The organism is Acinetobacter bohemicus ANC 3994 (assembly GCF_000367925.1).
Lineage (GTDB): Bacteria > Pseudomonadota > Gammaproteobacteria > Pseudomonadales > Moraxellaceae > Acinetobacter > Acinetobacter bohemicus.
In genome coordinates, this window is sequence record NZ_KB849164.1 from 172031 (window position 1) to 187440 (window position 15410).

At 43.1% G+C, this 15410-nt stretch carries 12 protein-coding genes; 9 read left to right on the top strand and 3 right to left on the bottom strand.

Annotated features, from left to right (window positions below; all coding sequences use genetic code 11):
• Positions 1-17: 17 nt before the first annotated feature.
• Positions 18-518, bottom strand: a complete 501-nt coding sequence (locus F994_RS17345; RefSeq protein ID WP_004648100.1) for a chalcone isomerase family protein — start codon at positions 516-518, stop codon at positions 18-20.
• On the bottom strand, positions 488-1060 hold the full coding sequence (locus F994_RS00855) for a hypothetical protein (protein WP_004648102.1): 573 nt from the start codon (positions 1058-1060) through the stop codon (positions 488-490). The genes F994_RS17345 and F994_RS00855 overlap by 31 nt, the downstream gene beginning before the upstream one ends.
• A gap of 367 nt (positions 1061-1427) precedes the next feature.
• On the opposite strand from F994_RS00855, the gene kdpA reads away from it, so the two are divergent.
• The 5 genes from kdpA (at position 1428) to F994_RS00880 (ending at position 9548) form a co-directional block, all read left to right on the top strand.
• Complete coding sequence (gene kdpA, locus F994_RS00860) at positions 1428-3161, top strand: potassium-transporting ATPase subunit KdpA (RefSeq protein ID WP_004648103.1); 1734 nt, start codon at positions 1428-1430, stop codon at positions 3159-3161.
• Positions 3162-3173: 12 nt separating this feature from the next.
• Positions 3174-5201, top strand: coding sequence for a potassium-transporting ATPase subunit KdpB (kdpB, locus tag F994_RS00865; RefSeq protein WP_004648104.1), 2028 nt, complete (start codon positions 3174-3176; stop codon positions 5199-5201).
• A 10-nt stretch (positions 5202-5211) separates the two neighbouring features.
• Positions 5212-5817 (top strand): potassium-transporting ATPase subunit KdpC, encoded by a 606-nt coding sequence (kdpC, locus tag F994_RS00870; protein WP_004648105.1) that lies wholly within the window; start codon positions 5212-5214, stop codon positions 5815-5817.
• 311 nt (positions 5818-6128) lie between these two features.
• Positions 6129-8807 carry a sensor histidine kinase gene (locus tag F994_RS00875; RefSeq protein WP_004648106.1) on the top strand — a complete coding sequence of 893 codons (2679 nt, stop codon included), beginning with the start codon at positions 6129-6131 and terminating at the stop codon, positions 8805-8807.
• Between the two features lie 6 nt (positions 8808-8813).
• Complete coding sequence (locus tag F994_RS00880) at positions 8814-9548, top strand: response regulator (RefSeq protein ID WP_034696598.1); 735 nt, start codon at positions 8814-8816, stop codon at positions 9546-9548.
• Between the two features lie 151 nt (positions 9549-9699).
• Here F994_RS00880 and F994_RS00885 read toward each other — a convergent pair whose 3' ends face one another.
• On the bottom strand, positions 9700-10122 hold the full coding sequence (locus tag F994_RS00885; protein WP_004648109.1) for an Lrp/AsnC family transcriptional regulator: 423 nt from the start codon (positions 10120-10122) through the stop codon (positions 9700-9702).
• Positions 10123-10331: 209 nt separating this feature from the next.
• On the opposite strand from F994_RS00885, the gene F994_RS00890 reads away from it, so the two are divergent.
• From F994_RS00890 to astD, 4 genes are all read left to right on the top strand, one after another.
• Positions 10332-11603 (top strand): Glu/Leu/Phe/Val family dehydrogenase, encoded by a 1272-nt coding sequence (locus tag F994_RS00890; RefSeq protein WP_004648110.1) that lies wholly within the window; start codon positions 10332-10334, stop codon positions 11601-11603.
• 73 nt (positions 11604-11676) lie between these two features.
• Positions 11677-12897, top strand: coding sequence for an aspartate aminotransferase family protein (locus F994_RS00895; RefSeq protein ID WP_004648111.1), 1221 nt, complete (start codon positions 11677-11679; stop codon positions 12895-12897).
• Between the two features lie 10 nt (positions 12898-12907).
• Complete coding sequence (astA, locus tag F994_RS00900) at positions 12908-13939, top strand: arginine N-succinyltransferase (RefSeq protein WP_004648113.1); 1032 nt, start codon at positions 12908-12910, stop codon at positions 13937-13939.
• A complete protein-coding gene (astD, locus tag F994_RS00905; RefSeq protein WP_004648114.1) occupies positions 13939-15408 on the top strand; it encodes a succinylglutamate-semialdehyde dehydrogenase in 1470 nt (489 codons plus the stop codon). Before astA ends, astD begins: the two co-directional genes overlap by 1 nt.
• Positions 15409-15410: the final 2 nt, after the last annotated feature.

Sequence of the window (15410 nt, forward strand, 5' to 3'; positions counted from 1 at the left end):
ACAATAAATTCAGAGATTTAGTTTAAGAGTTGTTGTTTTAATTTAGCATTAAAAGGCTGTGGCCCTAGCCAAATTTTAAAATACTGATTGGCTTGATCATTTTGAATATAACCTAATTTTTTTTGATTCAGGGACAGTGTCAATGTTTTCGATGGATGTGTATATAGCAAAGCGTATAAATCGCCATTTTTGACTGGTTTGTAGAGCTGTGTAATATGATTCAGGGCAGAGTTTTCTTGAAAATTGGCAATATTTTTCTTTAAAAAATGCGTGGCTGCGCGTTTAAATGCCCATTCTGGAATATCTTGAGTATAAGCAAAATTCAGTTGAATACTTTGACTCTCCCAAGTCTTGTTACAAGACTGGGCAAAATAGCTTGCTTGACCGACTTGTTTTTTGCCAATGAAAAGCGGTGCTGTTGCACATGGTTGGAGCGCTGTGTCGAGCGTTAAGGCACTGACCGATAAACTGCTTAGGCAAACAAGGCTTAAGGCGATTTTTTGAATGGTAATAACCATGAGTAAACACCTCCAACATAGGGTAGTGAACGATATAAACCATTTGCTGGATCCCAAAAATCTTGCTGGAAAATAATTTGCTGGGCAGCATTCACTTTAATTTCACTTATTCCGTGTGAAGCCATCTTTTTATGAGTGCCTAAAAATTTGAAATCATAAGCCATATACCAATGCACATACGCTGAATCTTGATGATGGCTTGTGCTTAATAATTTGACCGTGACATTACTGACACGTTCATTCATGCCTTTGAAATGCTCAACCAAATTTTGTCGCGATGAAAACTGAGACAGTGTGTCATTAATAAAAAGTTGCTCTGCATATAGCGCACTCGCTTGCTGGACAAATTCGGGCGTGCCCAAGGTATTAAAGGTCGAGGTAAAGCGTGTACCAATTGCTAAGGCTTGTGCGTCATTTAGCATGATGCCAGTCATATTATTCTTGGCGCTATGATAATCAGCGGAATAACTGGGGATACTTTTACATCCGGATAAACACAGTAATGCCAGCAAAGACGTTGCTATTGTTTTACGGTATTTCATGATCATTATCCATCTTAAAGCTTATATTGATACTTTAGAGCGATGGGTGTGAATGGAATGTGAATATTTAAGCTTTGAAAAGTTAAGTTGCTGCTGAAAAATTAATAGTTTAGCGTACGACCACGTTGCCATTTTGATGCAGAATTTTACGCAAATTTTACGCCTAAGGTCATTTATTCAATAGAGAGTTTACGCCGTTATTTTTCATACTACATCGTGGAATATCCCCGATGTTTAGGATGGAAACGATGGACGCTAAATTCATAGCTCATCAGCAGTTAAAACAGCAAATTAGATGCTTACAATGCAAGACAATTAAAAATATAACGCAGATCAACAGGGTGACCTTATTTCAAGGGGCGTTGCCATGTTAGAACTCATTCTGCTTTTAGTTATGGTCACGCTTTTGGCTGTTCCACTCGGAAAATATCTTGCTGCCATTATGCACAACCGTACGATGAAGATTGATCCACTGTTTAATTGGATTGAAAAACCGATTTATGCAATTTTGGGAACCAATCCTAAACAAGGCATGAATGTTAAAACGTATATCTTAAGTTTTATCTTCAGCTGCATGGTCATTGGTGTGGTCGTCTGGGCACTCTTTATGGTGCAGGCATGGTTGCCGTTCAATCCAAACCATGCACCCAATATGTCATGGGATTTGGCTTTACATAGCATGATTTCATTCTTGACCAATACCAATCAGCAACATTATTCAGGTCAGGCACAGCTTTCCTATTTGTCACAAATGGTTGGAATTGTGGGCTTACAAGTCATTACCCCAATGATGGGCTTGGCAATGGTGGTTGCAACCGTTCGTGCTTTATTTTTTGATCGTTCCAATGAGCAAAGGGCGACAGCATCGCATTCTTCTGACCAAAGCTTTGCTGAAAAAATGAAAAGCATCAATGTCGGAAATTATTGGGCAGATGTGATTCGTCCAACCTTTCGCTTTTTATTACCCATTTGTATGGTTTGGGCATTATTTTTAAATAGCCAAGGTGTACCTGCAACCTTTCAGGGTGGGCCAGACGTTCAGGTTGTTGACCAGACTGCGGAATTAAAAACACAAAAAATTCCATTGGGACCTGTTGCACCGATGGTTGCCATTAAACAGCTCGGCAGTAATGGTGGCGGATGGTATGGCCCAAACAGTGCTGTACCTTTAGAAAATCCAACACCATTTTCCAACTTTATGGAAATGTTGGCGATCTTATTGATTCCGGTGAGCGTTATTTTCATGTTGGGTTTTTTCACCAAACGTCCAAAATTTGCAGCCTTTGTTTTTGGCTCAATGTTGTTGATGTCGGTGATTTCAGCTTCAAGTGCAATCTGGTCAGAAAGTCTTTCGCAAACTGCATCGCAAATTTCTGCGATGGAAGGTAAAGAAATGCGTTTTGGTGAATCCTCTTCTGCGCTATGGGCCGCATTAACCACGCAAGTGAATAATGGTTCAGTCAATATGATGCATGATTCGGCATCGCCATTAACAGGATTGGTTGCGCTGTCCGATATGCTGATTAATGCGATTTGGGGCGGTATCGGTTGCGGCTTGCAGCAATTCATCATCTATTTATTTTTGGCGGTGTTTATCGCAGGTTTAATGACTGGGCGTACTCCTGAACTTTTTGGTCGAAAAATTGAAGCGGGTGAAATCAAACTGCTGGCTGTGGTGATTCTGATCCAACCAATTGTGATTTTAGGATTCACCTCGGTGACTTTATTTTTCCCTGAACTCACAGGCAATAGTAATCCTGCCTATCACGGCATTTCGCAAGTTTTATATGAATATGTTTCCGCATTTGCCAATAATGGTTCAGGTTTTGAAGGTTTAGCAGATAACACGGTGTGGTGGAATGTGACCTGTAGCATAGCCTTATTACTCGGACGTTTCCCAACTTTAATTATTCCGCTGATTATTGCGACACGTTTAGCCGCTAAACGTCAGGCGCCTGAAAGTAATGGTAGCTTAAAAGTCGAAACCCCCACCTTTGCTTTAACCTTAATTGCCATCGTAGTGATGTTGACCTTATTACAATTTATGCCTGTCTTAGTGTTAGGGCCAATCGCGGATCATTTGTTATTGGTTCAAGGCTAAGGAGTGAAATTCATGAACAAGTCAGTACATTCTGAACAAAATACTTCAACGCTTTTTCAAGCTGAAGCATGGAAAAATGCCTTTGTTAAGTTACTCCCACAACATGCTATGCAGAATCCGGTCATGGCAATTGTGTGGCTTGGCACGATTGTGACTTTTATTAGTACCATTTTAGGCAAAGCCAGCCTTATTTTTGGTTTGCTGGTAAGCCTAATTTTATTGATTACCGTGTTGTTTGCCAATTATGCAGAAGCCATTGCAGAAGCCAAAGGGCGTGGTCAGGCATCATCGCTTAGACAGGCGCGTCAAAATTTAACCGCAAGACGGATCGCAAATTTACACGATATTGATGGCATACAAGTTGCTGCGACTGTATTAAAACCGAATGATTTAATTGAGGTTCGTGCCGGTGAACTGATTCCCTCCGATGGTGAAATCGTTCATGGCTTTGCCACCATTAATGAAGCCGCAGTAACAGGTGAGTCTGCACCAGTGCTACGTGAAGCAGGAACAGATCGTTCAGGTGTGATTGGCGGAACCAAAGTTTTAACCGATCGTATTATTGTGCAAGTTACAGCAGAAGTGGGTAATAGCTTTTTAGACCGTATGATTGCTTTGGTGGAAGGTTCAAATCGTCAAAAAACACCCAATGAAATTGCACTGGGTATTTTATTGACCGTCATGACGGTGACTTTTGTCATGGTTGTGGTCAGTTTGCCGATCATTGGGCATTTTCTGAATATTTCCATCAATCCGATTCTGTTGGTGGCTTTATTGGTGTGCTTGATTCCAACCACCATTGGCGGCTTACTGCCTGCAATTGGTATTGCGGGAATGAACCGTGCGTTAAAAGCCAACGTGATTGCAAAATCAGGTAAGGCGGTTGAAGTTGCAGGGGATATTGATGTTTTGCTGTTGGATAAAACAGGAACCATTACCTATGGTGATCGTCAGGCGACGGCATTTTATCCTTTAGCCGGTGTTTCGGACGCGGAACTTCGTCAAGCCGCGGTATTGACCTCACTTGCCGATCCTACACCTGAAGGTAAATCCGTGGTTGCACTGGCGAAAGAACAGGGTGAAAAGGTTCTAGAACCTGAGCAGGCTGAATTTATTCCATTTAATGCCTCAACCCGTATTTCAGGTTTGAATCTGCTCAATGGTCAGCAAATTCGTAAGGGCGCTTTAGATGCGATTTTAAAATTCACCTCACAGGATATTTCCCGCAATAGCGAACTCAAAACCCGTGTTGAACAAGTCGCATCGAAAGGGGCAACACCGCTTGTCGTTGCTTATGGTCAAAACCTATTGGGCGTGATTGAACTGTCGGATGTAATTAAATCTGGCATTAAAGAAAAGTTTGCACGTTTGCGTGAAATGGGCATTAAAACAGTCATGGTGACTGGGGATAATCCGCTGACTGCTGCTGCAATTGCCGCTGAAGCAGGCGTGGATGATTATATTGCCGAAGCCAGACCTGAAGATAAATTGAACTGTATTCGTATTGAACAAAACAAAGGCCATTTGGTTGCGATGGTTGGTGATGGGACCAATGATGCACCAGCACTGGCACAGGCAGATATTGGCTTGGCGATGAACTCAGGTACACAAGCGGCCAAAGAAGCTGGCAATATGGTGGATTTAGATTCTGATCCGACCAAATTATTGGCTGTGGTTGAAATTGGAAAACAACAATTGATTACCCGTGGTGCATTGACCACCTTCTCTTTGGCCAATGATATTTCAAAATATTTTGCAATATTACCGGCACTTTTTGTTGCCGCCATCCCACAAATGAGTGTGTTAAATGTGATGCAATTGGGCAGCTCTGAAAGTGCCATCCTTTCTGCACTGATTTTTAATGCCATCATTATTCCATTACTCATTCCAATCGCGTTACGTGGTGTGAAATTTAAACCATCAACATCGACACAATTATTACGCCGTAACATGCTGATTTATGGTGCAGGTGGTGTGATCTTACCATTCATTGCCATCAAAGCCATTGATCTGGTGATCAGTCAAATCTTGGTTGTATAAGGAGCGGAACATGAATACTGTAAATACAGAACACTTGCTACAACCTTCATATGCCTCATTGCTTCGTGCTTCAATTGGGCTGACCATCGTCGGTTTGGGTTTATGTGGTTTTTTATATAGTGCAACGGCGACAGGACTTGGGCAGCTTTTATTTCCAGCTCAAGCCAATGGTAGCTTGATTGAATTAGATGGAAAGATTTTAGGTTCCAGTTTAGTGGCGCAACCCTTTACTGATCCGAAGTATTTTCAGCCCCGACCTTCGGCAGCCAATTATGACCCTATGGCCATGGCAGGCAGTAATATGGCAAGAACCAATCCTGAATTGACGAAAATCATTGAGCAACGTATCGCGGATATTGAAGCTAGGGACCATATTGATGGTCGTCAAATTCCGAGTGATTTGGTGACGGCTTCAGGCAGTGGGATTGACCCTGAAATTAGTTTGAAATCTGCCATGATTCAGGTGCAACGTGTTGCAGAGGTGAGACATTTGTCTGATCAGCAAGTGATTGAGCTGATTCAGCAATATACCTTAAAGCCAACATTTGGTGTATTGGGGCAAGAGCGTATTAATGTACTTGAGTTAAATTTGGCTTTGGATCAGATAAAAGAATAATTCCTGTATATTTACCAGAAGGGTTAGTCATATTTTTTCACGACGGAGTCCTACCAGATAAAGTTTAATGGTAGGAGCTCGTTTATTACTTTTGTCATGGCAAAAGTAACCAAAACCATTTGTCATCCGCTGAACTCGTCAAAATGCAATAGTGCTCAAATATTTCGCAGAAACATGATGGAATAGATTGCTGTTTGCCTCGAACAGCAGCGGATGACGTTACCGCGTATCCTATTTTTAGTTCGGGTATCAATAATTTATATTTTCGAAAAGCAACATTGTTGATTTAATTATTTTAAAAAGATATTTCTATGGAAAATCGAAAGAATAAAGTAGATGTTTTATTGCAACATGCCAAGCGCTATCAATCGGGGCGTTTAACCATTTTTTTAGGTGCTGCTCCAGGGGTAGGAAAAACCTATGCCATGCTGGTTCGAGCACGTGATTTATTTCAGCAAGGGCAAAATATTGTTATTGCGTATATCGAGACGCATGGTCGTGCGGAAACCGAAAGTTTAATTGAGGGATTACCCTGTATTCCTCGAAAAAAGATGCAATATCAAGGGCATCATCTTGAAGAAATGGATTTAGATGCCGTTTTAGAACAGAAAGCGCAAATTGTTTTGGTCGATGAATTTGCCCATACCAATATGCCCGGCAGTCGGCATGAAAAACGCTGGCAGGATATTAATGAACTGCTTGATGCCGGTATCGATGTTTTTACCACCATGAATATTCAGCATTTGGAAAGTTTAAACGATGTGATTTATCAGATTACAGGGATTCGAGTTAAAGAAACCGTACCAGACCGCGTCTTTGATCGCATTCGGGATATTCGCTTAATTGACTTACCGGTCAATGAGTTGTTAGAGCGTTTAAATCAGGGCAAAGTTTATATTCCCGAGCAAGTTCAACATGCATTACATGGCTTTTTTAATAGTTCAAATTTAACTGCTTTACGTGAACTGGCCATGCAAACGGTTGCCAGTCATGTCGATAGCGATGTCCGTGAGAATTTTGCCTTACAAGGACTGACCCCAATTCCGCTTAAGAATCATTTGCTGATTATGGTTGATGGTTTGGGACAATCTGAAGCTTTGGTACGCGCAGGATGTCGGCTTGCTGAAAACCGTTTAGCCACTTGGACGGTGGTTGCTTTTATTGATCAGCATCAGCAGCAAAAACAGAATCAACAGCTGCATCAAACAGATGCACAAAGCAGGGAAATAGAGCGGACCTTGAATTTATGCCGGCAACTGGGTGGGATGACCGAAATTTTATATGGTCAGCAACATGCCAAAATACTGTCAGAGTTTGCGTTGGAACGGGGTATTTCAACTTTGGTGGTGGCACAGACGCAGGCTAAAAAATATCGCTTCAATTTTAAATCCAATTTAATTGCGCAAATTTTAAAGCATCATCCACATTTTGAGCTGAGTATTGTTCCGATTCCATCGGGACAAAAAATGCTGCACCCTGTAACCCAAATTGGTTTATTTCTAAGTGTTAAAGAATCACTATTGGTTTTATTCACGACAATTATCAGCATTATCATTGCCAGTTTGGGGGAGAGGTATCTGGGTATTGAAGAACTTTCAATCATCTTTATTACCGCCGTGGTCTTTGTTGCATCCAAAACACGCATGACCGCAGCAGCATGTTCCGCAATCATTTTCTTCCTTGCATATAACTTTTTCTTTATTGCACCTCGATACACCTTTCAGATTTCAGCACATCAGGGCGTAATCACCGTTGTGGCATTTTTTGCAGCGGCACTGATCGCCAGTCGTTTGGCATCTCGTTTACGTGAGCAAGTGACTGCGTTAAAAGCCGCCAATAGCTATAACAGCATCATGCAGGATTTAGGGCAGAAGTTATCGACAGCGGTAAATATTGAACAGGTGAATGAAATCGCAACACAGAGTTTAGAAAAAAATCTGCAAGCTGATGTCCTGCTGTATTTTTCCAATCAAGAGCTGATGGGCAATGATCACGCTGACTCAGCGCTTTCAGAGAAAGAGCAAATATCGGCAGCATGGAGCATTTCCAATCAGCAGCCTTCGGGTCGTTTTACCCAAACCTTGACCGAAAATGAATGGTGGTTTTTGCCGCTTTTGGCATCGAAACAATGTTTGGGTGTGGTCGGGTTAAAGTTTCCCAGTGTTATGAACATACTGAGTGTTGAACAAAAGCGTTTAGCTGAAACCATGATTGAATATATCGCGCAGGCCATTTCACGAACGCAACTGAGCAAAGAATTGGAAATCGCCAATGTGACATCTGAAACTGAGAAATTACGTTCGGCATTGTTATCCTCCGTTTCACACGATTTACGTTCACCTTTGGCTTCCATGATTGGAGCCGCGGAGACTTTAACGCATTATCGACATGCGATGGATGAGGCAGATCAAGACAGTTTACTTGAGGCGATTCATTTAGAAGGTGAGCGCTTAGATCGTTATATCCAAAACTTATTGGATATGACCCGTTTAGGGCACGAAGGCTTAAGTTTAAAACGGGACTGGATTGGAGTCGACGAATTGGTTGGGTCAGCCGTGCGCCGTTTAAAGCGATATTTACCGAAAGTTCAGGTACGCATTCGCATGCCTGAAGAGGGGATGAATTTATTTGTACATGCGGCTTTAATTGAACAAGCCATTTTTAATGTATTGGAAAATGCAGCGAAATTTTCACCTGAAGATGAAGCTGTTGAAATTGAAGTTAAAAAAGTCAGTGAGGAGCAGATACAAATCGCGATTAGTGATCAGGGTTTGGGGATACCTGAAGATGAACGCAATCGAATTTTTGATATGTTCTATACCATGCAACGTGGCGATCGTGGACAATACGGCACAGGTTTGGGATTGACCATTGTAAAAGCTATTATTGGGGCACATATGGGACAGATTTCAGCCACTGAAGCAAAAAATCATCGCGGGACCTGTATTCGCATTGTATTGCCGATACAGCAGGGCATAAATGAGAAATAAATGAAAATGAATGATTTAAATGTTCCAAGCAATGCCGTGAATGTATTAATCATTGATGATGAACCACAAATCCGTAAGTTTTTGGATATTGCTTTACGTGCGCAAGGCTATAAAACTTTTTTGGCAGAAACTGGGCAGATGGGACTGGAAATGCTTGCCTTACAAGGTGCCGATTTGGTGATTCTAGATTTAGGTCTACCTGATTTAGATGGGCAAGAGGTTTTAAAAGAGTTGCGGGCGTGGTCACAAGTCCCCGTGATTATACTTTCAGTACGTGCCGATGAGACTGAAAAAGTGGCACTTTTGGATGCAGGGGCGAATGACTATGTAACCAAGCCTTTTAGTGTACAAGAGTTGATGGCACGTATACGGGTTATGTTGAGAAATCAGGTTGCACAGACAACAGAATCCGCTATTTTTGATGATGGGGTATTAAAAATTGATTTTGCCCAGCGGCAGGTGTTTTTATCCAACGCGTTATTATCTTTAACCCGTAAAGAATTTCAACTCTTGATGTTGCTTGCGCAACATCGTGGGCAATTGATTACCCAACCCCAAATTTTAAAAGAATTATGGGGGCCGACACATCAGCAAGATACGCATTATTTACGCATTTTAGTGGCGAAATTACGCGCTAAATTAAATGATGATGCCATTCATCCTCAGTATATTGCGACGGAAACAGGCGTGGGGTTACGGTTTTTAGGTAAAAACGGTTCTGCTGCATCAGTCAAAGAATAACCACGTTCCGTTGTCACGATATTATCTTGAAGCATAGGTGAAATGTGTCAGATGAATAACAAAAGGCAAACCTGACTCGAGCTGATCAGGTTTGCTATGCGCAATGTGCTAATACTTCATTTTTATTTCATTATTTTTATTGAATCAGAATTTATGCTTTATAGGTAGACAATAAAATACTGGTTTCGGTGTTATAAATTCCTGATATATTTCGTATTCTTTCTAATATTTTATCAAAACTTTCTAAGCTATCTGACTCTAATTCTACCAATAAATCCCACTTGCCATTGGTCGTATGTAAAGTCTGTACTGCCGAATCTAGGCGTAATGCTTTAACAACAGCACGGGTTTGGGTGCCTTCCACCATAATATTCATCCAAGCCCGAATGGTATTTTGGTTGGCACTGGGCTTAATACGGATGGTATAGCCCATAATGATGCCATTCATTTCCATATATTCAATCCGTTTTTGAACGGTGGCGCGTGAAACACGAATTTTATTGGCCAAATCGGTAATCGACATTCTGGCATTGTCACGCAGTAAACCTAGAATTTGGCTGTCGGTATCATTCATTTTGATTTTGTCACTTAGCAAATTGATAAAATTTATTTCATTTTAATTAAAATAACAACTTTTTTGATTCAATTTGATTTTTCATACTATATCTATGGACACATACATGACATTCGGAAACTCATCTGGATAGATAAAGACCATGTTGTATGGTGTCACCTGTTTTTTTAATGGATTTGATCAAACGAATTTTACAAGGGAAAATATCTATGTCTTTGTCGTATGAAATGGAAACTAGCCGAGCATGGCAGACTTATCTTGCGCAGATCAATCAGGTTACTCCTTATTTAGAAGAAGATTTAATTCCTTTTGTTAATACATTAAAGCGACCAAAGCGTGCGCTTATCGTAGATGTACCGATTGTGATGGATGACGGTTCTATTCAGCATTTTGAAGGCTACCGTGTTCAACACAATCTATCGCGTGGTCCGGGTAAAGGCGGGATTCGCTATCATCCAGATGTTGAACTGAATGAAGTCATGGCACTGGCTGCTTGGATGACCATCAAGACCGCAGTATTGAATTTACCTTATGGTGGTGCCAAAGGCGGCGTTCGCGTTGACCCACGTAAATTATCTCCTCGTGAATTAGAACGTTTGACGCGTCGCTTTACCAGTGAAATCAGCCCGATTATTGGTCCACAAACCGATATTCCAGCACCGGACGTAGGCACCAATGCTAGCATTATGGGCTGGATGATGGATACCTATTCCAGCATTAAAGGTCATACCGTAACTGGCGTAGTGACAGGTAAGCCTGTGCATTTAGGCGGTTCATTGGGTCGTGTGCGTGCGACAGGTCGTGGCGTGTTTGTGACGGGCTTAGAAGTTGCCAAAAAAATCAATTTGGCAATTGAAGGCAGCCGTGTTGCGATTCAGGGCTTTGGTAATGTCGGCAGTGAAGCGGCTTACTTATTCCATAAAGCCAATGCCAAAGTAGTTTGCGTACAAGACCATACAGGCACGATCTATAGCGAACAAGGCTTAGATGTTAAACAGTTGCAGGATCATGTAGCACAGCATCAAGGTGTCGCGGGCTTCCCAGAAGCAAGCATGATTGATGATCAAGAATTCTGGAATATCGACATGGATATCCTGATTCCTGCTGCTTTGGAAGGTCAAATTACCGCAGAACGTGCGCAAAAGCTCACTGCTAAATTGATCTTGGAAGGTGCAAACGGTCCAACTTATCCAGAAGCTGAAGAGATTTTATTACAACGTCAGATCAGCATTGTACCGGATGTATTGTGCAACGCTGGCGGGGTAACGGTCAGTTACTTCGAATGGGTACAGGACATGGCGAGCTATTTCTGGACGGAAGATGAAATTAATGAGCGTTTGGACAAACTCATGATGTCGGCGGTTGAAGATGTTTGGGGCAAAGCGCAGGAAAAACAATGCAGCTTGCGTACAGCAGCTTACATTTTGGCATGTGAACGCATCTTGAAAGCACGTAAAGAACGCGGAATTTTCCCGGGCTAATTGTCGCTTCACCACTGTTCACCCTTCAGTTTAAGTAAAAATAAAGCCTTATTTATGTAAGGAAGAGGATCTCATGAGCCAAAATTTTCATCCGAATCGCCAAGACTTCAATCAGTATATGGTCCCTGTTTTTGCACCTGCACAATTTATTCCTGTACGAGGCGAAGGTTCTCGTTTGTGGGATCAGGCAGGTAAAGAATATATCGACTTTGCTGGTGGTATTGCCGTTAATGCTTTGGGGCATGCGCATCCTGTAGCCGTTAAAGCTTTGGTCGAACAAGGGCAAAAGCTTTGGCATATTGGCAATGGCTATACCAATGAACCGGTTTTGAATTTGGCAAAACAATTGGTTGAAAGTACTTTTGCCGATAAAGTCTTTTTCTGTAATTCAGGCGCAGAAGCCAATGAAGCGGCATTGAAATTAGCACGTAAGGTGGGCTTGCTTTCAGGTTCTGCCCATAAAAATAAAATTGTCGCTTTTCAAAATGCCTTTCATGGTCGCACATTATTTACCGTGACCGCCGGTGGTCAGCCGAAATATTCACAGGATTTTGCACCGCTGCCAGAAGGTATCCAGCACCTACCATTTAATGATTTGGAAGCTGCACGCGCTGCCATTGATGCCGAGACTTGCGCAGTGATTGTCGAGCCGATTCAGGGCGAAGGTGGTGTGATTACCGCAACACCTGAGTTCTTAAAAGGCTTGCGTGAATTGTGTGATCAACATGGCGCCGTACTGATTTTTGATGAAGTGCAAACGGGTGTGGGCCGTACAGGTTCATTGTATGCCTACATGAACACCGAAGTGACACCCGACATTTTAACCACAGCAAAAGCTTTGGGCGGTGGTTTCCCGATTGGTGCGATGATCGCTACAGACAAATACGCCAATATGTTTGTGGTGGGTGATCACGGTACGACTTATGGCGGTAACCCGCTGGCGTCTGCGGTAGCAAGCGCGGTATTTGAGTTTATCAACACGCCTGAAGTCTTGAATGGTGTGCGTACTCGTGCACAGATTTTTGCCGAAGGCTTAAATGAGTTAAATGCACGCTATGGCCTGTTTGAAGAAATTCGCGGCCAAGGTTTGTTAATCGGCTGTGTACTGAAAGCTGAATATGCTGGCAAGGCCAAAGACATTGTGACCCTTGCGGGTCAGGAAGGCTTGTTGGCTTTGGTGGCTGGCCCGAATGTCGTGCGCTTTACACCGTCATTAATCATTGCTGAAGAGCAGATTAAAGAAGGCTTACAGCGCTTTGACCGTGCTTTAGCGCGTTTCGTTAACGAGAAATAGGCTTCTCGCTATGATGATTGTTAGACATGCAGAGCATAAAGACCTCGACGATATCTATATTTTGGCAGGGAAGTCAGGCATTGGCCTGACCTCTCTTCCGCAAAATAAAGAGATTTTGTCTGCCCGTATTTTACGCACCCAAAATACCTTGCAAGGCCAAGCTGCCCAAAGTGAACAGGGCTATCTTTTTGTCTTGGAAGATACCGAATTACAACGTGTGGTGGGGGTCAGCGCAATAGAGGTTTCTGTCGGTCTGACTGAGCCATTTTATAACTATCACGTCGGCAAGCAGGTGCATGCATCACAAGCACTGAATGTTTATCAGACGCTGAATACGCTGTTTCTAAGTAATGACCATACTGGATGCAGCGAACTATGCACCTTATTTCTTGACCCTGATTTCCGCAAAAATCAGAACGGCAAATTTTTGTCCAAAATCCGCTTCCTATTTATGGCGGCTTTTCAGGACTGCTTTAAAAATACGCTGATTGCTGAAATGCGTGGTTACTCAGATGAAAATGGGCGTTCGCCATTCTGGGATGCGTTGGGCCATCATTTCTTCGATATGGACTTTGCTACCGCAGACTATTTAAGTGGCATTGGGCAAAAAGTCTTTATTGCAGAATTGATGCCGCGTTTTCCGGTGTATATGGACCTGCTTCCTTCCGCTGCGCAGCAAGTGATTGCACAGGTGCATCCACAGACTTTGCCGGCAGCACATGTGCTGGAAACGGAAGGGCTACGCTATCAGGGCTATGTCGATATTTTTGATGCTGGCCCGACGTTGGAAGCTGAAATTAAAGATTTGCGCGCTGTTCAGGACAGCCACGTCTGTAAGGTGAGACTGGTGCCTGAAGTGCAGGAAGGAACCATCCGCTATTTGGTTGCCAATGACTGCTATCAGCATTACCGCGCCATTTTGGTCAGCAATCAGGCGGATCACGCAAGCTTGCCTTTAACCGCTGCACAGGCCGAGGCCTTGGGCGTACAAGCGGGGCAGTGCGTTCGCCTGCTGCCTTTAGATATCATGGAGAAACAATAATGTCACAAGGAAATTTATATATTAACGGAGCATGGTCTCCTGCGCATGGCGCAGTGTGGAACAAACTTGATCCGGTGACTCAACAACCAATTTGGCAAGGCGCTGAAGCAACTGCGGACGAAGTCGCACAGGCTTGTCAGTCTGCACGTGCCGCATTTGTAGCGTGGGCACGTCGTCCTTTAGCAGAACGTCTTGAAATTATCCAACGCTTTGCCACTTTATTGGAACAGAACAAACAGCAGTTAGCGACAGTGATCAGTCGTGAAACCAGCAAACCACTTTGGGAAACGCTCACCGAAGTTCAATCTATGGTTGCCAAAGTGGCGATCTCGGTTCGTGCTTATCATGAACGTACTGGGGAAAGCCTGACTGAAATGGCGGATGGGGCTGCATCATTACGTCATCGCCCGCATGGGGTGTTGGCTGTATTCGGACCGTACAATTTTCCGGGTCATTTACCCAATGGTCATATTGTTCCTGCCTTGATTGCAGGGAACACCGTGGTGTTTAAGCCGAGTGAGTTGACACCGTGGACGGCAGAAGAAACCGTTAAGTTATGGCAAGCCGCAGGTTTACCTGATGGTGTGTTGAACTTGGTTCAAGGTGGTCGCAGCACAGGCGAAGCGCTTGCACAATCAAGCGAAATTGATGGCTTATTGTTCACGGGCAGTGCCAACACGGGCTACCACTTACACCAGCAATTGGCAGGTGCGCCTGAAAAGATTTTGGCGCTCGAAATGGGTGGCAATAACGCACTGATTATCGATGAAATTACCGATATTGATGCTGTAGTGAATTTGACCATTCAATCGGCTTTTGTTTCTGCGGGACAGCGTTGTACTTGCGCACGCCGTTTAATTATTAAAAACGGTACAGAAGGTGATGCTTTCATTCAACGTCTAGTTGAAGTGACGCGTGATTTGGTGGTCGGTCAATGGGATGCACAGCCGCAACCGTTCATGGGCGGTGTGATTTCCTTAAATGCTGCACAACAAATTTTGCAAGCACAGCAGCGTCTGATTGATTTAGGCGCAACGCCATTATTGTCAGTGACGCAGCCAGATGCAAATAGCAGTCTATTAAGCGCTGGAATCCTTGAAGTGACCGGTGTTAGCCATGTGCCTGATGAAGAATACTTTGGGCCACTGAGCTGTATTTACCGCTATGACAACTTTGATGAAGCGCTGAAAATTGCCAACGCAACACGTTTTGGTTTGTCTATTGGCTTAGTTTCTCCAGACCGTGATTTGTTTGAGCGTTTGTTGATTGAAGCACGCGCAGGCATTGTCAACTGGAACAAACCATTAACTGGGGCTTCAAGTGCAGCACCTTTTGGTGGTGTTGGTGCATCGGGCAACCATCGTGCAAGTGCTTTCTATGCGGCAGATTATTGTGCATGGCCAATGGCATCGCTTGAAAGTGATCAGGTGAATTTACCTGAAAAATTATCGCCAGGCATTGTGCTGTAGTT